Source organism: Flavobacterium faecale (assembly GCF_048320115.1).
GTDB classification, from domain to species: domain Bacteria; phylum Bacteroidota; class Bacteroidia; order Flavobacteriales; family Flavobacteriaceae; genus Flavobacterium; species Flavobacterium faecale_A.
The window spans coordinates 1,758,544-1,778,734 of record NZ_CP182943.1 but is presented as its reverse complement, the minus strand read 5'-3'; the positions used below and the strand labels follow the sequence as shown (position 1 = coordinate 1,778,734).

The following is a 20,191-nucleotide window of genomic DNA, read 5'->3' as shown; positions in this document are numbered from 1 at the left end:
CGATGAAACAAATCAAAACTTTATTAATTGCTGCAATATTTATTTTAGGAGCAAACCAAACAATCAATGCTCAAGCTAAAACAGCTCATGTGAATGTAAGTGAAATTATGTCAAAAATGCCTGCAATGCTTGATGCACAAAAACAACTTGAGAAATTAAGTGGTACTTATGATGCCGATTACAAGAAAATGGTTGAAGAGTACCAATCAAAATTAAAAAAATACGAAGCCGAATCAGCTACCGTAACTGATGCTGTGAATGGAGATCGTTCTAAAGAGGTGCAAGACATGCAAAAAAGAATTGTTGACTTTAGAGACAATGCTCAAAAAGAATTACAACAAAAAGAATCTGACATTGTACAACCTTTAATGGAAAAAGTAAGAGCTTCTATCCAAAAGGTAGGAAAAGCGAAAGGATACCAATACATCCTTGACGGATCTACACTTTTACTTGCAGACGGTCCAGATGTAACTGCTGATGTAAAAAAAGATTTAGGTTTCTAAAAAACACTTAAAAAAATCTCAAAACGTTCTATTTTCCCAGTGAAAATAGAACGTTTTTTTTAGAAAACTATTTAGGAAAATTAATCTAGAGCACTTAACTTTGTTTTGATGAACAACAATAAACCTATAGGCATATTCGATTCTGGCATTGGAGGAACTTCTATATGGAGAGAAATTCATCATTTACTACCAGACGAGCAAACCATATATTTAGCCGATAGCAAAAATGCTCCTTACGGACAAAAATCTAAAAATGAAATCATTGCTTTATGCATGAAAAACACAGATTTGTTGCTCCAAATGGACTGCAAACTAATTGTTGTTGCCTGCAATACTGCAACTACAAATGCTATTAAAGAATTGAGGGCAAAATATGAGGTTCCATTCATTGGAATCGAACCAGCAATCAAGCCTGCAGCCTTAAATTCCAAAACTCAAAAAATAGGCATATTAGCTACTCAAGGAACTCTGATTAGTGAATTATTTAACAAAACAGCAGAACAATTTCATACTACAAAAATACTAGAACAAGTAGGGCATGGACTAGTACAATTAATCGAAAAAGGACAAATTAATTCCCCAGCAATGACGGAACTACTTCACTCCTATTTGCAACCAATGATTGCAGCTGATATAGACTATTTAGTGTTGGGTTGCAGCCACTACCCCTACCTCATTCCACAAATAAAAAAGATACTTCCTGACCACATTCACATTATCGACTCAGGACAAGCTGTTGCTAGACAAACACAAAACCTACTCAATAAAGAAGTTGGTTTTACCAATTTAAAAAATAGTAAACCTGTTTTTTATACCAATACTGACTCAACAGTATTGAAAGAAATACTTAAAAATGAATACGAAGTTATTGAAAAAGATTTCTAAGACCTTAATGTCTTATATATGAGCAAATAAAGTCAATCCTTAATTATAATAAAAATTAAAGACAAAAGAGTCCCCATTAGTAAAAGTTACAAAACGGCTTTCTTTGCAAGAATAAATTTGTAACTTATTTACTCTTCTTTAAACCAACTGGAATACAACACATAGTTGTTTGCTATGCGTTCTATCTCGCCAGCAAACTCTGATTGACTTATCTCTTTTACTTTTCTAGCAGGGACACCAGCCCAAATAGAACCAGCGGTCACTACAGTATTTTGAGTCAATACTGCACCTGCTGCAATTATGGAATGACTTTCAACCGTACAATTGTCCATTACAATGGCCCCCATACCTATTAGAACATTATCCTTAATGGTGCAACCATGAACAATTGCATTATGACCTATTGAAACGTTATTCCCAATAATAGTGGGATGTTTTTGATACGTACAATGAATCACTGCTCCATCTTGAATATTTACTTTATTGCCTATTTTGATAAAATTTACATCACCACGAATCACTGCATTAAACCAGACACTACAGGATTCCCCAAAACTAACATCGCCAACTATGGTAGCGTTTTCGGCCACATAGCAGTCAGCAGGAATTTGTGGATTCACACCATTAACAGATTTAATCAACATAATAAATACAGATTAGTTAATTGCGGGACATTTACATTCGTATTTAGCTCTTTTACAAAATAAATTAAGACCTAAAGTAATTTGGTGGTATCCTCCATTATCAAACTTAACAGCCCCAGATAAATGAGAATACGTGTAAGCAAACATAAAATTGTTATAATTCAACCCAACGATTGGCGTAATGTATTGCAAATGTTGCGTAGAAATAGCACCCGCATTAGAATATTCCGCTCCATCAATACTTCTTCGATAGGATAATCCCCCCCATAAGGTTCCAAAATCCATAGCTTTATAGGCTTTAATGTTCAAATCAAAAGTTCGCTCTTGAGTTCTACTTACAGATTGCAAAAGCACTGAGGGCTCCCATAAAATCCCGTCTTCGTTCCCAAAAATATACCCAACACTCAAAAGATATTTCCTTAAATTATCACTCTCAAATTCTGTATATATATCTCTTCTCGTTTCCATGAGATTTTTAATCGTTGCGTGTGCATAAAAATCTAAGTAATTATAAGAAACACCAACATCAAAATTAGGATATGAATCTTTTTGTACGATTGTCCCGTTTACCAATGGATCAAAATTACCCGACTGCCTGAATTGCGTTTCATCTAACTGACTCTGAATCAAACCTGCACTTAAACCAAACGACAATTGATTCAAGTCAACTTCATCTCTTGAAAACATCAAATGATAAGCGTAACTCAATTTTACCCCTTTTTGAGAATGATAGCCATTTACATCATTAAACAATATAATACCAGCACCTGCTTTTTCGCTAACTCTTCCATTAAAACTCAACGTACTTAATTGAGGAGCATCATCTTGACCAAACCATTGCTTTCTAGAGGTTAATCTCACTTTAGCACAATTAGCCGCTCCCGCCATAGAAGGGTGTATCAGATAGTAATTGTCCGACAAATAATCTGAATACACAGCTACTCCTTCTTGAGCGAAAGTATAAGTCGCAAAGAAAACAAAAACGAATAGGAATTTAAATTTTACAAACATTGAAAATATTTAAAATGATAATTTAAAACTACTTAAGACGAAAAAAAGACAGTAAACATTTAAAATAAAGTTAATTTATCTATTAATATACCAAATATAGTTAATCATAGAAAATAACTTTAGTAAATTTGTAAAAATTTAAATAATCATGACAAAAGTTCTTATTAAAGAAACGCAAAACCCAACTATATTAAAGTTTGAATTTGAAGATTTTATCACTAAAAACGAAAGTTTCGAATTCAAAAATATTGACGAAGCTAAGGCTTCACCTTTAGCACAACAATTATTCTACCTTCCATTTGTAAAAACAGTTTACATTTCTGGAAATTTTGTCGCAATTGAAAAATTCAGCATAGTAGAATGGAGCGATGTAAAAGAAGAAGTTGCCGAACAAATTGAAAACTTTGTTAGCAATGGAGGAATCATCATCAACATTGAGGAAAACAAAACAAAAAAACAACCAATCACTGTTTATGGTGAAACGACACCAAATCCAGCAGCTCTAAAGTTTGTAGTAAGTAAAATGCTAACTAAAAACGCCGTAGAATTTAAAAATATTGACCAAACCGCTGCTTCTCCATTAGCCAAGGAATTGTTTAAATTCCCTTTTGTAAAGGAAGTATTTATTGATGAAAATTACATTTCTGTAACAAAATACGACCTAAACAGTTGGGATGAAATCACCTTAGAATTAAGAACCTTTATCAAACAATATATTGAAAATGGCGGTATTGTTTTGGACGAAAATTTTATTCCAAACGAAGTAAAAGACGAAGCAACTAAAGAAGCTAATTTTGATTCACTTGATGAAACTTCACAAAAAATCATCAACATCCTTGAAGAATTTGTTAGACCAGCTGTAGCTGCTGACGGTGGAAATATTGCTTTTGACTCTTTTGACGAAAACACCAGAACGGTTAAAGTAATTTTACAAGGAGCATGTAACGGTTGTCCCTCTTCTACCTTCACACTAAAAAGTGGTATCGAAAACATGCTAAAAAGTATGTTGAATGATGAAAAAATAAATGTAGAAGCTGTGTAATCTTAAAGAATACTTTAGATTTAACTTATAGAAAACAAATCAATTAATACATTTGTATTACAAACATAAAACCTTCTCTAGTAGAAGGTTTTTTATTATTACCATTATGAATCTAGACCCAAATTACATTGCCGATTACAGCAACAATTTAATCAAGGAAATCATTGCATATTCGCCTAAATTAATTTCGGCATTTTTGATCCTAATTGTGGGACTCTATGCTATTAGAGTAATCAATAGATTGGTTCGAAAAATAATGATAAAAAGAAAATTTGAAGTTACTTTAACTCAATTTTTGGGAGATATTTTATTGTGGGGACTACGCATTTTATTATTTGTAACCTTTATATCAAAACTTGGCATCGAAACTTCCTCATTTGTAGCTATATTAGGAGCCATGGGACTTGCCGTAGGTTTGTCACTGCAAGGATCTTTATCCAATTTTGCTGGAGGAATGTTGATTATCCTTTTCAAACCTTTTAAAGATGGCGATCTAATTGAAGCGCAGGGAATGATTGCAACGGTGAGTGAAATTCAAATTTTTGTAACCAAATTAATCACTGCAAACAATCAAGTCGTTTTTATTCCCAACGGAATTTTATCAAACGGCATCATTACTAATTATTCTATGAAAGGTAATCGAAGAGCGGATCTCACTTTTTCTATTTCTTATGACTCCGACATAAAACAAGCTAAAGACATCATACTGGATTTACTAAACAACAACCCTAAAGTACTACAAAACCCTAAACCAGATGTTTTTGTAAAAAACCTAACTGACAGCGCCATAGAACTAGCTGTACGTCCTTGGGCTACTAATGAAAATTATGGGAGTGTATTTACAGACACCTTAGAAAGTTGTAAAAATGCATTTGACAAAGCCGGAATCACTATTCAACCTTTTGTAAAAGAAAAATCAGCCGACAAGAATTAATTATTTATTTTTTGGCAGTGGTCACCATAAAATCTTTCAAGTAAAACGGTTCAAAATAAGCAACATCAACGAAATCTTTATTTTGAAATTTTTCAAAACTCAAAGCACCCATTCCTTTCGCCGAAGGGTAGAAATACGCTTCTAAAAAAGAAAAATTAGCCTTATTTAAAACTGGTTTGCATTTTAAAGCGCAGTCACCTACAAAATATACAGGCTCTTGAATCTCAGCATAAGATTCCTCAGTGATGATCTCTGCTTGTGTTTCACGTAGCTGTTGTAAATCGGCCGAAAAAATGGCACTATAGACTTCCATCCTACGAGCATCTAACATTGGAATAATGATTCCCTTATCCACCTTAACTTCTGATGCTAGTGACTTTAAAGTATCAACAGCTATTAACGGAATATTTAATGCATAACACAAGCCTTTTGCTGCCGAAACGCCAATGCGCAAGCCTGTATAAGAACCAGGACCTTGACTAACTGCAATAGCTGACAATTCCTGAAATGACAATCCTGATTCTGATAATGATTGCTCAATTAACACATGTAATTTTTCAGCATGAGAATAGCCTTCTTCAGACACTTCAAGGCAAACAATTGTTATTCCTTCTTTGGCGATAGCCACTGAACAATTTTTGGTAGCCGTTTCAATATTTAAGATATAACTCATTTAATCATGCATTTTAATAGATTGCCGTGCAAATATAAAGTTATTTAGCCGCTTTCTCTTTTTTCAAAACAATTTTATCACCTGAATTAAGCTCTTTAGAAACCGTATTGTAAGGCCCTGTAATCACCAGATCTCCTTTAGAGAGTCCACTGACAACTTCAATATTTGAATCATCTTGAATACCTGTCCTTACGATTTTTATCTTTGCCTTTTCTCCTACTTTTACAAAAACACACTCAAATTTCTTATCTTTTTTCACCACATTATCCATACTTACCGCTGCTTCTTCCTTTACATCTTTTGTACTGGCAGTATCTGATTTAACCACTATCGAACTAATTGGCACATTCAGAACATTGGGCTTTGTTTTCGTAACAATATCAACTGTTGCCGTCATTCCCGGTCTAAAAGGAGAGTAAGTACTCGGTTTACCAACTAATAAATCTTGATAAGATTCTTTTAAAATCCGAACCTTAACTTTAAAATTCGTAACCTGATCTGCGGTTAAATCATTGCTTGCCGAATTAGAAATACTTGTCACCACACCTTTAAACTGTTTTTTCAAATAGGCATCTACTTCTATAGTTGCCATATCCCCTTCTTTTATTTTAACAATATCATTTTCATTGACATCAACTTCCACCTCCATATTATTCAAATTCGCCACACGCAAAATCTCAGTCCCAGCCATCTGTTGGGTCCCTAAAACTCTTTCACCCAATTCTACATTAAGCATAGATATTGTGCCATCAGCAGGTGCATAAATTAACGTACGCTCTAAATTATCCTGAGCTTCATTCACAGAAGCTAGCGCACTTTGCACATTAAAATACGAAGACTGCTTGGTTGCTTTAGCTACTTCAAAAGTCGCAACTGATTTATCCCAATCGGCTTTAGAAATAATACCTTTGTCAAACAAGGTTTTATTCCTTTCATAGTTCAACTTTGACTCTTTAAATTGCGCTTCTGCTTGAGCTAAATTAGACTTGGAACTAGACAAACCAGCTTTAACCCTGTCCAAACTTGAAGTATATAAATCTGGATTAATTTTTACCAACAAATCTCCTTTTTTTACTAATTGACCCTCTTTTACTGGAAGCGCAGTGATTTCACCCGAAACCATCGAAGCAATTTTCACTTCAATTTCGGGCTGAATTTTACCTGTAGCAGATACCGTCTCCACAATAGTACTTATTCTTACAGTAGCAACTTCTACTTCTTTTCCATCATTACGATTGCCGATCACTCCCTTTTTAACGAGTAAAACCAATACTCCTACAACGACAATTACAATAATTATTAGATAGTACAATCTTTTCTTTGACATGATTATTGGTATTTGACAATTGGAATTCCAAAATAAAACTCCAATATTTTAATTTTAAAAATATAATCGTATTTGGTGCGCAAAACCTCAGACTGCGCATTTGACAACAATGTTTGCGACTGACTCAAATCGAAAGAATTCATCAAACCCACTTCAAACTTTTCTTTGGCATAACGAAAAGATTCTTGTCTGGCTTCCAAAGATTCTACTGCAGATTCGTAGGACTTCAAAGCACCGTTAGCGTCTGTAAAAGCAGTATATACATTACGTTCCAAATCCAAATTTTGTTGCTCTAATGCAATTTTGGATTTTTCATAATCAACTTTGGCTCGTTCAATAGCATTGCGAGCAGAAAAACCGTTAAAAATCGGAATATTTAATTGCGCTCCAAAAGACTGCCCCTTATTATCACTAAATTGATCCACAAATGGGGGCGCTGACTGCACACCTATAATAGCGCCATTGGAATCTCTGAGCGCAATATCAGCATACGAAATTCGGGTATTAAAATTGTAAAAACCTTTCAATGAGGGCTGCAAATTTCCTTTGGCAATACTTATATTCTTCTCTGCCATAGCCAAATTAGTTTGCGCTATTTTCAATTCTGTTCTTTTCTCTTTGGCTACATCCAAAATAGACTCTGGATTTTCCATTAAGATACTAGATTGCAAACTCAGGTTATTATCTTCAGCAATTTCAAAATTTTTAAAATCTTCCAACTGTAAAAGTTGCGCCAAACTTAATTTAGAAATCAATAGCAAATTGGCTGCATTTACAACTTTTTGATTGTCCAAAGCCACCGTAGCTTTGCTATCCAATAAATCCCCACGCGGAATCGTTCCTGTTTTTACCAATTCTTCCGTTCGAATGTGTTGCATTTCATCAATGCGTAATTGTTCTTTTTGAACTTTTAAATTTTCAATATTAAAAAGTACTTGCAAATAAGCATTGGCTACATTCAAAGCCACATCTTCTTTCATTTTCAACAACTGATATTGAGCAGCAACTAGCGATAAATTAGCTCTTCGACGGCTATTTTGGTTTTGTAATCCTTTATAAATATCAATTCCTACTGTTGCGCTACCGGAACTAAATTGAGTGGTTTTATTTTGAAGAATTCCAGTTGTAATATCTTGATTTAAACCTATGTTCCATGAATGAGAGGCAGCAGCATTTACTGAAGGCAGAAAATTACCAAAAGCTTGTTTAATATCAATAGCAGCTGATTTGGACTCTAATTCCGTCAACTGAATCGAAATATTATTATCCATCGCATATTGTACACAATCTTCTAAAGACCAATATTTAGACTGCGCATATAACGATTGGCTGAGAATAATACTAATTCCCGTAATAATCCTAATTAATTTTCTCATGAGTTTCAAACAAAACTAGCTAAGGTTTGCTTACAAATGTAGCAATTTTATAACGGAGAGATTGAGAATCCATCAAATATTCATTTTTTTATCCCTACCAATTTCATTGTTTTAAAAAAAAACTTCCGTTTGAAAAAACAAACGGAAGTTAAAACCAAAAAACATCTTCAATTTATATAAAAACGTCCGACATTTATAATGCTTACTAATTCAAAATGGTTTTAAAATATTTTCAAACACTAAAAGCACAAAGGCTGGATAACAACAAGATGAGACATTAAATTTAGTAAATTACCCTCATAAAACAGAATTTCCCAGCTAGAAAAACAGTGCAAAGGTTAAGATTCATATACTTATACACAAATAGTATTTTGAAAGAAATATACTAAACTCGATAAAGAAACAAGATTTACCGACCAACTGTAACGATACTAGTTCAATATTTTTATTTTAAACAAATAACGTTCAAAATGTTACAAAAATCCATCAACACAAGCAGATTTCAAACTATAAGAATATACCCTAATAAAAAAACAACAGCTTAAAAATCAAGAAAAAACTAAACGTAAATATTAAAAAACCCAAACCCTCCCGAAGCAATATTTGAGTATTTTTGTCCTTAAAAAAATGTAAACATGTCCAAAAATATCAAACTATATTTCGTGTCACTTGTAATAATAACGCTTACATCATGTAGCAACTTACAACAAATAAATGCTTTAAAACCTGAAGCTGATGACGCAACACCTATTGTATATGAAGCTACTCCCTCGTTTATCAATCTTCCAATTACAATCAACATCCATGATATTGAAAACAAAACCAACTCTATTCTAACGGGATTAATCTATGAGGACAACACTATTGAAGACGACGACATCGAAATGAAAATATGGAAACTAGGCCCTATAAAAGTTCGAACTGAGAACAATAAAATAATTACAATTCTACCTTTAAAAACACAAATAAAATATAGAATTGGAACTAAAAAATTAGGGATTGAAATGTATGATATTCGTGAATTCAACTTAAATGGAATCCTCACATTATCCAGCAACTTTGCTTTACACAACTGGAAGTTTAAAACCAAAACAGAAATTAAATCATTAGATTGGAATGAATCCCCTACTATGACTGTTATGGGGCGCAACATGCCTATTACCTATCTAATCAATCCTACCCTAAAACTATTTAAATCTAAAATTGAAAGCAAAATTGATGAAGCAATAGAAAAGTCAACCGACTTTAAACCCAATGTTTTAGAAGCTTTAGAAAAAATAAGCAGTCCGTTTCAAATAAATGAATCCTACGAAAGTTGGCTAAGAATCAATCCCATTGAATTATACACTAGCGATTTAAAATTCAAAAAAGAATCTGTTCAAGTAGACATGGGGCTAAAATGCACAATGGAAACACTGATTGGAAGAAAACCTGAATCTATTTTTAATGCTTCAAAAATCGCCCTCAAACCTGTCTCCAGAATACCAAACCAAATTACCACCAACATCGTTGCGGTTTCTAGTTACAATGATGCTTCAAAGATTATGACAAAGAATTTTCAAGGACAGGAATTTGGTACTGGAAATAGAAAAATAAAAGTTCAAAATGTAAACTTATGGCATAAAAATGGCAAAATGGTCATCGCCCTCGACCTACTGGGCTCTGTAAACGGCACAATTTATTTAATAGGTTTTCCAAAATATGACGAACCTAAAAAAGAAATTTACTTTGACAACTTAGACTACGTTTTAGACACCAAAAGCAAACTGATGCGAACAGCCAACTGGTTAGCACAAGGAATCGTTTTGAAAAAAATTGAAGAAAATTGTCGCTATTCCATAAAACCGAACTTAGATGAAGGTAAAAAAACAATAATGAATTATTTAACTCATTATTCACCAATGCCAGGTGTTTATGTAAATGGAAAAATAGATGACATCCAGTTTCAAAAAATACAGTTGACAAACAATGCGGTACTAGCCAATTTACAAATAACAGGAAAGATCGACATCAACATTGACGGACTGAAATAAAATTTACTTTTTAGTTTTACGCATTTTATAGATTGCGTAACCAATACCAGCAACCAATAAATAAGGGATAACCATCAAATAGACAATACCATCATTTACAGCCTCTGCCTGCGCTTTGTTAGCATCACCTCCCAGCGAAGCTCTACACATAGCACATTGCGCATTAATACCGACAGAAAACAGAAAACAGAAAATAGAAAATAAAATTTTCACTATACCTTTTTCAGTTCTAACTTCTGACCTCTGACTTTTTACTTTAGTAAACATAATAAGGAGCAATCATTAAATACACAATCACGCCCGTGATGGCAACATACAACCAAATAGGAAAAGTGATTTTAGCAATTTTTTTATGTTTATCAAAAACCTGAGCTAAGGCTCTTACATAGGTGATCAACACCAAAGGAATAATCGCTATGGATAAAATTATATGTGTAATCAAAATAAAATAATACACATATTGAATTAATCCTTCGCCACCAAATTTTGTCGAATCAGAGGTCATGTGATAGGCAACATACATTCCTAAGAATGCTATAGAGCACCCTATAGCCGTTTTCATCAAATTTTCATGCAACTTTACCCTGCCGTTTTTTATCGCCATCACAGCTGCTATAAGCACAACAGCTGTAATGCCATTTATGGTTGCATAGATTGGAGGCAAAAAAGAAAGTGGTTTCACATCAAAACCCAATTTTCTCAAATTAACACCAAACAATAAAGCCACTACTAATGGTATTGCTACCGATAGTAAAACAATCCATTTATTGTATTTTTGTTCTAAATTTTGCTCTTTCATCTTACTTACTCTCGTAATAATATATTAATATCTTGTTGTAAATCCATAATACCATTCTTATCTAATCCATCGTAGTATAAAATTGGGTTTCCAAATTCATCTTTACGCGAACGAATCATTCCGTTTTTATCAATCAAAGCAAAGAGTCCCGAATGTTCAAATCCACCTGCTACATTTTTATTTTGGGCAGCATAAAGATTGAAGCCTTTATTGGCTAAACTCATAATTTCTGCTTTGTCTCCAGTCAAAAAATGCCAATTAGAAGATTTTACACCTAGTAATTCAGCATGGTTCTTCAACACTTCAGCTGTATCTTGACCTGGATCAATAGTAATCGAAGCGATACCAAAATTAGGGTTTCCAAAAAACTTTTGTTCCAAAACCAACATGTTTTGATTCATCTTTGGGCAAATTGAAGGACAGGTAGTAAAGAAAAACTCCAATACATATACTTTCCCTTTATAACTATCATTGCTAATAGAAACATCATGCTGATTGGTTAATTTAAACTCAGGAGCTGGACCAATCGCAACCAATTTTTCATCAGCATTAGCTGTAGTTGTCACTTTATCTAAGCGTCCGCCTTTAACCACTCCGCCAGTTTGCAAACGTTCGACAATTTTAGGAACAGCATAAATACCAAAAATCAGCACTATGAATGAAATTCCTATATAAGATTTATTTTTAAACATATTACTATTTTAAAAGTTGCTTTGAAGCATTGTTATTCTTTTTGAGTGCTGCACGATATTCGTACAATATCACCTTAAAATCATCAAGCATCTCATTACTTAAATCTGCAGGATGAAAGGTATTGTATCCTTCTTTATATTCATCAGAATCCTTACGACCTCTAATGTTTCTAGCTTTATCCACTATATATACATTGGGTGTACCTGCATACTTATCTAAATTACCTTGCAACCCCAATTGACTATAATATTTGCTAATAATATCAGGAGAAGTAAACAAGAATTTCCATTGGGAAACATCTGTAAATTCATCCAAGGCATCCATGATTTTTTTTACATCATTTTCAGTACCCAAAGGACAAATCATTACAAATTGTAAATCTTCAAAAGTATGGTAACGTTGGTAAATTTTTTCATTAAGGTTAAAAAGATTTCCTCGATTTTTTAAAATTTCAGAACCACCAAAACCTAAAATAGTAATCTTATTTTCAAGTTTCACTTTTTCACCATTCAAAGATTGCCAATCACCAAATTCAGGAACACCTTGACTTACGACGGGTAACTTAGTAAAACTATTAACACCAGAGGCAAAAAAAAGATAAGCAACTATTGGTAAAATAAAAAGAATGAAAAGAACTGCATTTTTCTTCATTAAGTCTAAATTTTAAAAGGACAAAAGTACGCAAAAAAAAAGGTATCCGAAAAACGAATACCTTTAGTTTGAATTAATATAGTGTTAAAAATTCCACTTAATTGTAGAATCCTTAAAAACCCCATAAATATAATCTCCTTCAGTTAAAAGGATAAAAAGTAAATACAATACTAAGAAAATTAATGGAATTACCACTGAGTTTCTCAACCAAGAAGTCTCTCCTTCCATATGCATAAACGACCATACAATGTAGTACGCTTTAAACACAGTCAAGATGTAGAAAATCCAGTTCAATAAATTCAACCCTAAGAAGTGAGTAAAATACAAACCATCTGGTTTTACAATTCCTAAAATTACTTCTATAATGGTTACAACAGATAAAATCCCGAAAACTTTCCAGATTTTCCCTGTATTAGATTCATGTGCGTGTGACATAATAATATTTTTAAAAAAATTAAACTAGATAGAAAACTGTAAATACAAATACCCAAACTAAATCTACAAAGTGCCAGTACAAACCAACTTTCTCTACCATTTCATAGCTCTTACGCTTTTCATAAGTCCCTATAAGAACATTGAAGAAAATAATAATATTTATTACAACTCCTGAGAAAACGTGGAATCCGTGAAAACCAGTTATAAAGAAGAAGAAATCAGCAAACAATTTATTTCCGTATTCATTTCTAATTAAATTAGCACCTTCTACAACATAACTTGCCTGAGCTAAACGAGCTTCAGACTCGGCTCTTGAAAGAATTGTTTTTTGTTTTGTTTGTGGGTTGATAACCTCTGTTCTTATCAATACATCTGGATGCGCTTTAAAACCAGCTTGCACTTCAGCTACTGAATACGAAGGAAGACTTCCTTCACTCATAAACCAAGTAGCCTTATTACGTTTTAATTGCTCTCTCTCTTCAGGAAGTGTTACAGCAAAATCAGCTAAAGCAACACGTTTTCCGTCCTTATCAACAAATTGCAACAAACTACCACCATGTGTTTCAATCGCACCATATTCTCCTTTGATAAAGTTTTTCCACTCCCAAGCTTGAGAGCCCACGAATATCAAACCACCAATAATGGTTAAAAACATATAAAGAATAACTTTATTTTTCTTCATTTGGTGCCCTGCATCAACAGCTAATACCATTGTTACAGAAGAAAAAATCAAAATAAAAGTCATTAATGCCACATAATACATAGGAGCAGATACTCCATGCATAAATGGAAAGTGTGTAAACACCTCATCGGCCAATGGCCAAGTTTCAATAAATTTAAACCTAGAAAAACCGTAGGCTCCTAAAAAACCAGAGAACGTTAAAGCATCTGATAGGATAAAAAACCACATCATTAATTTACCATAACTGGCTCCCATTGGCTCGTTTGCGCCGCCTCCCCAAGTTTTCTCTTGACTATTTGCAGTAGTAACTGTCGCTTCCATAAAAGTTATTCGTTAAAAAGTTCCCAAATTTACGTTTTTTTCTTATTTAAAGAAATATAAAAATACAAATAAACACACCCACAATAAATCCAGAAAATGCCAATACATCGCAGCTAGTTCTATTCCAAGAGTTTGAGTTGAATTGTACTTTTGTTTAAAATGATTATAAATTACAATTAATAATGAAATTACACCACCCGCAAGGTGTAACAAGTGCACAACAGCTATCACATATAAAAAAGTAGTTGTAATAACACTAGAAGCCCCTGTAGGATAATAGCCCATTTCTATAAGTTGTGAAAATCCTGCAAATTGCAAAGCCACAAACAATAATCCTAAGACCAATGTAGCCAATAAAAACACCGTTGTTTGTTGGCGATTATCTTTTTGAATGGCTTTTTTAGCCAAATGAATCGCCACACTACACGCCACAATCACCGCAGTACTCCCAAAAAAAGCAGATGGAAAAGCAAAATCCTTCAACCAATCTACTCTAGACTTACTCACAATAAAAGCACTAGTAAGCCCCGCAAACATCATTACCATACTAATAATGGCAAATAACAAAATCATTTTTTGCGAACGTGCTGTTCTTGACTGATGTTCATCTCTTGTCATTGTCATTTCCATAACTATCTTAAAAATTTATCTAATATATACACTAATTGCAACAACGAAATGTAAGACACACTAACCAGCATCAATGTCCTAGCCGCTTTAGCAGTTCTCAACTTATACAATCGAACTGCAAAATACAGCATCCAAAGCCCTAATAAAAGAACAACAATTGTAGCAAACAAACCAATATACAGCTGACCTGTATACCCTAATGCAGGCAATAAGGAAGCTATCAACAACCAAACGGTATATAAAATAACTTGCAAAGCCGTCCCTTTATCTTTTTTACCTGTAGGCAGCATAAAAATACCTGCTTTTTCATAGTCTTCATACAAAAACCAACCGATAGCCCAAAAATGCGGAAATTGCCAAAAAAACTGAATCAAGAACAAAGTCCCCGCTTCAATCCCAAAATCTCCTGTAGCTGCTACCCATCCAAGCATAAACGGAATCGCTCCTGGAAAAGCACCTACAAACACAGATAACGAAGTTACGGTTTTTAAAGGCGTATAAACACTAGTATATAAAAAAATTGAAATCGCCCCAAACATTGCCGTCTTAGGGTTTATCATATACAACAAGGTCAAGCCTACTAATGTTAACAAAGTAGCTACCACCAAAGCCGTTCGCGATGACATTCTTCCTGATGGCACGGGACGGTTCTTAGTACGATCCATCAAAACATCCAGGTCTTTCTCAATCACCTGATTGTAAGCATTGGAAGCTCCAACCATACAATACCCACCGATACAAAGCATAATCAAAACCGACCACTGAAAAGGATACGAATCACTGAATCCCAATAGGTAGCCCGCAATCGACGAAAACAAAACACTAATAGCTAATCCTGCTTTAGTGATTTCTTTAAAATCCGTAAAAACCGTTTTAAGGGAAAATGTATTTGTAGCCGTATTCAATGCCGTTTTCATTAAGTTTTATAAAACTGGTGCAAAAGTAACTTAACAAAAGGGATTTGGCAAAAAACAATTCATAAAAAATGGTTTTTAATAAAAATCAAAAAAACTAGACGAAAGGAATGATTAAAACAACAGAGAAAAGTAATCTGCGATAATAAATTTGTTTTATTAATGACGTTTATTTTTACATTAACCGCGTTGCAAACGCTACGATTTGTTTTCCAATTTTAAGTAGGTACTCGTCGCAGACGAGCACCAGTTATGAGGTCAAACGAGCGCCAGTCGAGAAATAATTTGAAATAATAGTGGTACTATAATTAGAATTATGTGCATTTTTTCAATATTTATTATTTCTAAAATCAACGTTGTTTCTACCCCCTCTCTGGTGCTCGTCTGTGACGAGTATCTACTTTAATTATGAAAACGAATCAAAGCGTTTGCAACGCGACTCATTAACACATCCTTTCTAGCGCGAGCCTGGGTTTTCATTTTTCAATCTGTTTTATAAATTCAATAATTTTCATTTCGTTGTTTTGACCTGTTATTAAATGTGAGTTTCCAATATATTCCATTCCCAAGTATTTTGCTGTTTCCGAAAATGGAAGCCAAAAATTCTCTCCAAGGTTTTCTCCGATTGAGCAACTCATTACAGCCATTTTTTTTCCACGCAATTTTCGTCCAAGCTCTTTCTCTATAGTTAATAAGTCTGTAAATCGGTCAAAAAATACTTTCATTATTCCGCTCATTGAGTACCAATAAACTGGTGTTACAAAAATTAGCGTTTCGTATTTTCCCACAATTTCTTCCATTAAAATCAGATAATCATCGTTCCGATTATTGTGTTCGTAATCAAAATAGCTAAATTCATAATCATTTAAATTTACCAAATCCCATTTCGATTTTTCAATCAGTTGCTTTGTTAGGTTTGCAGCATCTCCATCGTTTCTCGAACTACCAACTATTATTACTTTTTCCATACAAGATTTCAGTTTTTCAAATGTGCTACAACTACTTTATATAAATGACAAAACCATACAAAGCCCCTCTGGCACTCGTCTGCGACAAGTATATACTTTAATTATGAAAACGAATCAAAGCTTTTGCAATGCGACTCATTAATACATCCTTTCGGCTTGTGCGAGCGTCACGCTAGTACACACTTCAATTGGCGAAACTTTAATTACATTAAATTCAAGCAATATCAAAATGGCTATTAATTGTTGTTTTTATTTTCGTTTTTCAATTATTAGTTCGTAATGTTCAACTGTCGGAAACGGTTCGTAATAATGATGCAAAATCTTTTTCCATTCCAAATATTCTGCTGATTGTCTAAACCCAATAGTATGGTCTTCCAAATTTTCCCAATCCACAAGTAGAATATATTTATTAGTTTGCTCCAAACATTTACGTAACGAGTGTTTCGAATAACCTTTAATAGAACTGATAAATTGTCCAGCAGTTGCAAAGTCGATTTCAAATTGTTTTTCTTGTCCACTTTTTACATTTAATATTGCTACTTCTAAAATCATATTTTTTCAATTATTGATTGTCATTTTGTTTTCTCTCTGGTGCTCGTCTGCGACGAGTACCTACTTTAATTATGAAAACGAATCAAAGCGTTTGCAACGCGACTCATTAGCACATCACCACAAAGGTTCTACATTTACATTACAAAACACCTTGTTATCTTCCTCATAATTCCTATAACTGCTATTCACATAATCTCTTTCATGAAAAACTATTTCAGCATCTACGGGATTATAATGAATATAATTTACCCGTTGCTCTATTTTTTCTAAAGTATCTAAAATAACGGGATGAAATCCATCCTGCCATACTTTATAATTTTTAGCTCTTCCTGATTTTTGAGCTTCAAAACTAAATTTACGCAAAAGCCATTCCCGTCTGCTTTCAGGATATTCTTGAATAGCATCTATTAATTTTTTGGATGTGAATTTTTTAAAATCACGAATAACATTCTGCAATTCACCATCAAAAGCGGATACAATCAAGTGGATATGACTCGACATATACACATAAGCATGTACACTTAAACCTTTCTCCTTAATACAATAGTTCAAGGAATCATCTATGATATTACAATAAACAGGACGAACCAATAAATCAACCCAATCTACAATAGTTATTGTAACAAAAGTAGGTACGGTACTATCAATAACTTTGTATTTCTCTGACATTGCTTTTTTAAAAACTACAACTATTCTTAATTCACTATTATTTTAGCTAACCGCGTTGCAAACGCTACGATTTCTTTTTCCAATTTTAAGTAGGTACTCGTCGCAGACGAGCACCAGTTGTGAGGATAAACGAGCGCCAGTTGGGTATGTTCTCATTTGATTTATTGAAAATACGAGCTCGGCCAAATTTGTCACAACTCGATAATGTGCACACAACAAATGACATTGTTATTATCTTTAAGTATTTTTTGAACTCTCTCATTACGAAATTGTTTCAGATTTCCCCTCCTCTCTGGTGCTCGTCTGCGACGAGTACCTACTTTAATTATGAAAACGAATCAAAGCGTTTGCAACGCGACTCCTTAGCACATCACCACAAAGGTTCTACATTTACATTACACCCCCCTGGGCTCGTCTGCGACGAGTACCTACTTTAATTATGAAAACAAATCAAAGCGTTTGCAACGCGACTCCTTAGCACATCACCACAAAGGCTCGACATATACATTACAAAACACCTTGTTATCTTCTTCATAATTCCTATAACTACTATTCACATAATCTCTTTCATGAAAAACTATTTCAGCATCTACGGGATTATAATGAATATAATTTACCCGTTGCTCTATTTTTTCTAAAGTATCTAAAATAACGGGATGAAATCCATCCTGCCATACTTTATAATTTTTAGCTCTTCCTGATTTTTGAGCTTCAAAACTAAATTTACGCAAAAGCCATTCCCGTCTGCTTTCAGGATATTCTTGAATAGCATCTATTAATTTTTTGGATGTGAATTTTTTAAAATCACGAATAACATTCTGCAATTCACCATCAAAAGCGGATACAATCAAGTGGATATGACTCGACATATACACATAAGCATGTACACTTAAACCTTTCTCCTTAATACAATAGTTCAAGGAATCATCTATGATATTACAATAAACAGGACGAACCAATAAATCAACCCAATCTACAATAGTTATTGTAACAAAAGTAGGTACGGTACTATCAATAACTTTGTATTTCTCTGACATTGCTTTTTTAAAAACTACAACTATTCTTAATTCACTATTATTTTAGCTAACCGCGTTGCAAACGCTACGATTTCTTTTTCCAATTTTAAGTAGGTACTCGTCGCAGACGAGCACCAGTTGTGAGGATAAACGAGCGCCAGTTGGGGCAAAGTGGTTACCTATTTAAGAAATACCGAACACCAGCCTGCAAGGATTGTCCCGTAAAACACCTTTGTACCAGTAGAGCGGGAGGACGGGAAATAGACCGAAGCGAATATGCCGATGTCGTAGAAGAAAACAACCAACGTTATCAAGAAAACCCACAACTGTACCGAACTAGGCAGGAGATTAACGAGCATATCTTCGGGACTATTAAGAGACAATGGGGGTATAACCACACCAATTTAACGGGACTGGAAAAAGTAAATGGCGAACATAGTCTAATTATGCTTGTCTATAACATCAAACGCACGATAAATATTCTTAGCGTTCCCGATTTGATTGATAAAATCAAGAACTGGAAGTCACCTTACAAGGCAAAAACCTTGTTTTTACTAAAAACGGCTTATTTAAAGTTAAATACAGCCTCCAATTTTTATCAACTGAAATTTGCAGCCTAAAAAAAGAGCCTTCTCAAAAAGGCTTTATTGGAGTTGTAGTATCGTAAAATTTGTGAAGTTTTGTGAAAAATCGAGGTTTTTTCACAGCCTGACGTTCTGACGCTTGTCGTGGTTGGGGATTTCGAAGCAGAGTATTTTCTGCTAAACGAATATATGAATAAAACCGATAATTCCACTAAAACCCCAATCACGACAAACGGCTGTTATGCAGGGGTTGTTTTATCGAAATTGCAATTAAACCGCAAATTTTTCACGCTTCTGTTGGCAAATTCCAACTTATTGATGTTAGTTCTAATTGTTTTTTTTTCAATGAATTTCATATTCTTAAAATTCATCTTCTTCATTTCTATAATCTTCAATTTTATCATCTTCATATGACTTTCTAATACGGTCTTGAACAAGCATTGTTATAAATAAGATTACTGAAAAAAGTAACGACAACATTACAAGTCCAACTAATGGCATTCCACAAGCATTATTATTCTTTTCAAGATAATATACAATTAGCTTAAAAGCAGAAATTGTCAATATGATTTGACCTAAAAAACTAATTAAGCTACCGATCCAAAGCTCAATTTAATATCGCCTCCAATAGCTTTTCTGCCAAAAATAATTTGAAATAATAGTGGTAAAATAATTAAAATTATGTGCATTTTTTTTAGTTTATATTTGTTATTAGTTTCCACTTTTCAAGTTTCCGCTTTTCAAGTTTCCGCTGGCAAGTTCCAACTGTCACGCTTCTGCTTTGTAAACTTCTTGCGGAAACAAATGTTTGTCTTCTGATTGATTTCTTCTGCGTAATTTCGGCACAAC

Annotated in this window: 23 protein-coding genes; 6 read left to right on the top strand and 17 right to left on the bottom strand. The window is 33.7% G+C overall.

Features of this window, described 5'->3' with window-relative positions:
* Positions 1-2 precede the first annotated feature (2 nt).
* Positions 3-503, top strand: a complete 501-nt coding sequence (locus tag ACNH59_RS07470; RefSeq protein WP_418264789.1) for an OmpH family outer membrane protein — start codon at positions 3-5, stop codon at positions 501-503.
* Positions 504-611: 108 nt separating this feature from the next.
* On the top strand, positions 612-1,388 hold the full coding sequence (gene murI / locus ACNH59_RS07465) for a glutamate racemase (protein ID WP_418264788.1): 777 nt from the start codon (positions 612-614) through the stop codon (positions 1,386-1,388).
* 128 nt (positions 1,389-1,516) lie between these two features.
* Here murI and ACNH59_RS07460 read toward each other — a convergent pair whose 3' ends face one another.
* Positions 1,517-2,032, bottom strand: coding sequence for a gamma carbonic anhydrase family protein (locus ACNH59_RS07460; protein WP_418264787.1), 516 nt, complete (start codon positions 2,030-2,032; stop codon positions 1,517-1,519).
* A 12-nt stretch (positions 2,033-2,044) separates the two neighbouring features.
* Entirely contained in the window at positions 2,045-3,043 is a 999-nt protein-coding gene (locus tag ACNH59_RS07455; RefSeq protein WP_418264786.1) for a type IX secretion system membrane protein PorP/SprF, read from the bottom strand.
* Positions 3,044-3,191: 148 nt separating this feature from the next.
* Here ACNH59_RS07455 and ACNH59_RS07450 point away from each other — a divergent pair, with 148 nt between their 5' ends.
* Both ACNH59_RS07450 and ACNH59_RS07445 read left to right on the top strand, forming a co-directional pair.
* Positions 3,192-4,085: a NifU family protein gene (locus ACNH59_RS07450; RefSeq protein WP_418264785.1), complete on the top strand. Its 894-nt coding sequence runs from the start codon at positions 3,192-3,194 to the stop codon at positions 4,083-4,085.
* A 106-nt stretch (positions 4,086-4,191) separates the two neighbouring features.
* Entirely contained in the window at positions 4,192-5,019 is an 828-nt protein-coding gene (locus ACNH59_RS07445; protein ID WP_418264784.1) for a mechanosensitive ion channel family protein, read from the top strand.
* 4 nt (positions 5,020-5,023) lie between these two features.
* On the opposite strand, the gene tsaB is transcribed toward ACNH59_RS07445, so the two are convergent.
* Genes tsaB through ACNH59_RS07430 form a run of 3 tightly spaced genes read right to left on the bottom strand, consistent with a single transcriptional unit; the run spans position 5,024 to position 8,395 of the window.
* The gene (tsaB, locus tag ACNH59_RS07440) at positions 5,024-5,692 is read right to left on the bottom strand and encodes a tRNA (adenosine(37)-N6)-threonylcarbamoyltransferase complex dimerization subunit type 1 TsaB (RefSeq protein WP_418264783.1); all 669 of its coding nucleotides are present in this window, start codon (positions 5,690-5,692) and stop codon (positions 5,024-5,026) included.
* Between the two features lie 40 nt (positions 5,693-5,732).
* A complete protein-coding gene (locus ACNH59_RS07435; RefSeq protein ID WP_418264782.1) occupies positions 5,733-7,019 on the bottom strand; it encodes an efflux RND transporter periplasmic adaptor subunit in 1,287 nt (428 codons plus the stop codon).
* 2 nt (positions 7,020-7,021) lie between these two features.
* Complete coding sequence (locus ACNH59_RS07430; protein WP_418264781.1) at positions 7,022-8,395, bottom strand: TolC family protein; 1,374 nt, start codon at positions 8,393-8,395, stop codon at positions 7,022-7,024.
* A gap of 635 nt (positions 8,396-9,030) precedes the next feature.
* Between ACNH59_RS07430 and ACNH59_RS07425 the strand changes: the two genes are divergently transcribed.
* On the top strand, positions 9,031-10,428 hold the full coding sequence (locus ACNH59_RS07425; protein ID WP_418264780.1) for a DUF4403 family protein: 1,398 nt from the start codon (positions 9,031-9,033) through the stop codon (positions 10,426-10,428).
* A gap of 3 nt (positions 10,429-10,431) precedes the next feature.
* Here ACNH59_RS07425 and ACNH59_RS07420 read toward each other — a convergent pair whose 3' ends face one another.
* The 12 genes from ACNH59_RS07420 to ACNH59_RS07365 all read right to left on the bottom strand — a co-directional run bounded on the left by ACNH59_RS07420 (position 10,432) and on the right by ACNH59_RS07365 (position 18,779).
* Positions 10,432-10,695, bottom strand: a complete 264-nt coding sequence (locus tag ACNH59_RS07420) for a hypothetical protein (protein WP_418264779.1) — start codon at positions 10,693-10,695, stop codon at positions 10,432-10,434.
* Positions 10,685-11,227 (bottom strand): DUF420 domain-containing protein, encoded by a 543-nt coding sequence (locus ACNH59_RS07415; RefSeq protein ID WP_418264778.1) that lies wholly within the window; start codon positions 11,225-11,227, stop codon positions 10,685-10,687. Before ACNH59_RS07415 ends, ACNH59_RS07420 begins: the two co-directional genes overlap by 11 nt.
* A gap of 5 nt (positions 11,228-11,232) precedes the next feature.
* Complete coding sequence (locus ACNH59_RS07410) at positions 11,233-11,919, bottom strand: SCO family protein (RefSeq protein ID WP_418264777.1); 687 nt, start codon at positions 11,917-11,919, stop codon at positions 11,233-11,235.
* A 4-nt stretch (positions 11,920-11,923) separates the two neighbouring features.
* Positions 11,924-12,571 (bottom strand): hypothetical protein, encoded by a 648-nt coding sequence (locus tag ACNH59_RS07405; RefSeq protein WP_418264776.1) that lies wholly within the window; start codon positions 12,569-12,571, stop codon positions 11,924-11,926.
* Positions 12,572-12,655: 84 nt separating this feature from the next.
* Positions 12,656-13,006 (bottom strand): cytochrome C oxidase subunit IV family protein, encoded by a 351-nt coding sequence (locus tag ACNH59_RS07400; RefSeq protein ID WP_418264775.1) that lies wholly within the window; start codon positions 13,004-13,006, stop codon positions 12,656-12,658.
* A gap of 19 nt (positions 13,007-13,025) precedes the next feature.
* Positions 13,026-14,009 (bottom strand): cytochrome c oxidase subunit 3, encoded by a 984-nt coding sequence (locus ACNH59_RS07395; protein WP_418264774.1) that lies wholly within the window; start codon positions 14,007-14,009, stop codon positions 13,026-13,028.
* Positions 14,010-14,051: 42 nt separating this feature from the next.
* Positions 14,052-14,639 (bottom strand): cytochrome c oxidase subunit 3, encoded by a 588-nt coding sequence (locus tag ACNH59_RS07390; RefSeq protein ID WP_418264773.1) that lies wholly within the window; start codon positions 14,637-14,639, stop codon positions 14,052-14,054.
* A gap of 2 nt (positions 14,640-14,641) precedes the next feature.
* Positions 14,642-15,544 carry a heme o synthase gene (gene cyoE / locus ACNH59_RS07385; RefSeq protein ID WP_418264883.1) on the bottom strand — a complete coding sequence of 301 codons (903 nt, stop codon included), beginning with the start codon at positions 15,542-15,544 and terminating at the stop codon, positions 14,642-14,644.
* Between the two features lie 485 nt (positions 15,545-16,029).
* A complete protein-coding gene (locus tag ACNH59_RS07380; protein WP_418264772.1) occupies positions 16,030-16,521 on the bottom strand; it encodes a flavodoxin family protein in 492 nt (163 codons plus the stop codon).
* A 249-nt stretch (positions 16,522-16,770) separates the two neighbouring features.
* Positions 16,771-17,073, bottom strand: a complete 303-nt coding sequence (locus tag ACNH59_RS07375; protein WP_418264771.1) for an antibiotic biosynthesis monooxygenase family protein — start codon at positions 17,071-17,073, stop codon at positions 16,771-16,773.
* Positions 17,074-17,187: 114 nt separating this feature from the next.
* Positions 17,188-17,742, bottom strand: a complete 555-nt coding sequence (locus tag ACNH59_RS07370) for a transposase (protein ID WP_418264770.1) — start codon at positions 17,740-17,742, stop codon at positions 17,188-17,190.
* 482 nt (positions 17,743-18,224) lie between these two features.
* The gene (locus ACNH59_RS07365; protein ID WP_418264769.1) at positions 18,225-18,779 is read right to left on the bottom strand and encodes a transposase; all 555 of its coding nucleotides are present in this window, start codon (positions 18,777-18,779) and stop codon (positions 18,225-18,227) included.
* A 140-nt stretch (positions 18,780-18,919) separates the two neighbouring features.
* Here ACNH59_RS07365 and ACNH59_RS07360 point away from each other — a divergent pair, with 140 nt between their 5' ends.
* Positions 18,920-19,378, top strand: coding sequence for a transposase (locus ACNH59_RS07360; protein ID WP_418264768.1), 459 nt, complete (start codon positions 18,920-18,922; stop codon positions 19,376-19,378).
* The last annotated feature ends 813 nt before the right edge of the window (positions 19,379-20,191 follow it).

What these genes read in the sequence shown, in the direction of transcription:
- ACNH59_RS07410 (WP_418264777.1), bottom strand. Translation starts at nt 11,919, where the DNA reads ATGTTTAAAAATAAATCTTATATAGGAATTTCATTCATAGTGCTGATT.
- tsaB (WP_418264783.1), bottom strand. Translation starts at nt 5,692, where the DNA reads ATGAGTTATATCTTAAATATTGAAACGGCTACCAAAAATTGTTCAGTG.
- ACNH59_RS07460 (WP_418264787.1), bottom strand. Translation starts at nt 2,032, where the DNA reads ATGTTGATTAAATCTGTTAATGGTGTGAATCCACAAATTCCTGCTGAC.
- ACNH59_RS07450 (WP_418264785.1), top strand. Translation starts at nt 3,192, where the DNA reads ATGACAAAAGTTCTTATTAAAGAAACGCAAAACCCAACTATATTAAAG.
- ACNH59_RS07370 (WP_418264770.1), bottom strand. Translation starts at nt 17,742, where the DNA reads ATGTCAGAGAAATACAAAGTTATTGATAGTACCGTACCTACTTTTGTT.
- murI (WP_418264788.1), top strand. Translation starts at nt 612, where the DNA reads ATGAACAACAATAAACCTATAGGCATATTCGATTCTGGCATTGGAGGA.
- ACNH59_RS07470 (WP_418264789.1), top strand. Translation starts at nt 3, where the DNA reads ATGAAACAAATCAAAACTTTATTAATTGCTGCAATATTTATTTTAGGA.
- ACNH59_RS07430 (WP_418264781.1), bottom strand. Translation starts at nt 8,395, where the DNA reads ATGAGAAAATTAATTAGGATTATTACGGGAATTAGTATTATTCTCAGC.
- ACNH59_RS07390 (WP_418264773.1), bottom strand. Translation starts at nt 14,639, where the DNA reads ATGGAAATGACAATGACAAGAGATGAACATCAGTCAAGAACAGCACGT.
- ACNH59_RS07455 (WP_418264786.1), bottom strand. Translation starts at nt 3,043, where the DNA reads ATGTTTGTAAAATTTAAATTCCTATTCGTTTTTGTTTTCTTTGCGACT.
- ACNH59_RS07415 (WP_418264778.1), bottom strand. Translation starts at nt 11,227, where the DNA reads ATGAAAGAGCAAAATTTAGAACAAAAATACAATAAATGGATTGTTTTA.
- ACNH59_RS07380 (WP_418264772.1), bottom strand. Translation starts at nt 16,521, where the DNA reads ATGGAAAAAGTAATAATAGTTGGTAGTTCGAGAAACGATGGAGATGCT.
- ACNH59_RS07425 (WP_418264780.1), top strand. Translation starts at nt 9,031, where the DNA reads ATGTCCAAAAATATCAAACTATATTTCGTGTCACTTGTAATAATAACG.
- ACNH59_RS07365 (WP_418264769.1), bottom strand. Translation starts at nt 18,779, where the DNA reads ATGTCAGAGAAATACAAAGTTATTGATAGTACCGTACCTACTTTTGTT.
- ACNH59_RS07435 (WP_418264782.1), bottom strand. Translation starts at nt 7,019, where the DNA reads ATGTCAAAGAAAAGATTGTACTATCTAATAATTATTGTAATTGTCGTT.
- ACNH59_RS07395 (WP_418264774.1), bottom strand. Translation starts at nt 14,009, where the DNA reads ATGGAAGCGACAGTTACTACTGCAAATAGTCAAGAGAAAACTTGGGGA.
- ACNH59_RS07405 (WP_418264776.1), bottom strand. Translation starts at nt 12,571, where the DNA reads ATGAAGAAAAATGCAGTTCTTTTCATTCTTTTTATTTTACCAATAGTT.
- ACNH59_RS07375 (WP_418264771.1), bottom strand. Translation starts at nt 17,073, where the DNA reads ATGATTTTAGAAGTAGCAATATTAAATGTAAAAAGTGGACAAGAAAAA.
- ACNH59_RS07400 (WP_418264775.1), bottom strand. Translation starts at nt 13,006, where the DNA reads ATGTCACACGCACATGAATCTAATACAGGGAAAATCTGGAAAGTTTTC.
- ACNH59_RS07420 (WP_418264779.1), bottom strand. Translation starts at nt 10,695, where the DNA reads ATGTTTACTAAAGTAAAAAGTCAGAGGTCAGAAGTTAGAACTGAAAAA.
- ACNH59_RS07445 (WP_418264784.1), top strand. Translation starts at nt 4,192, where the DNA reads ATGAATCTAGACCCAAATTACATTGCCGATTACAGCAACAATTTAATC.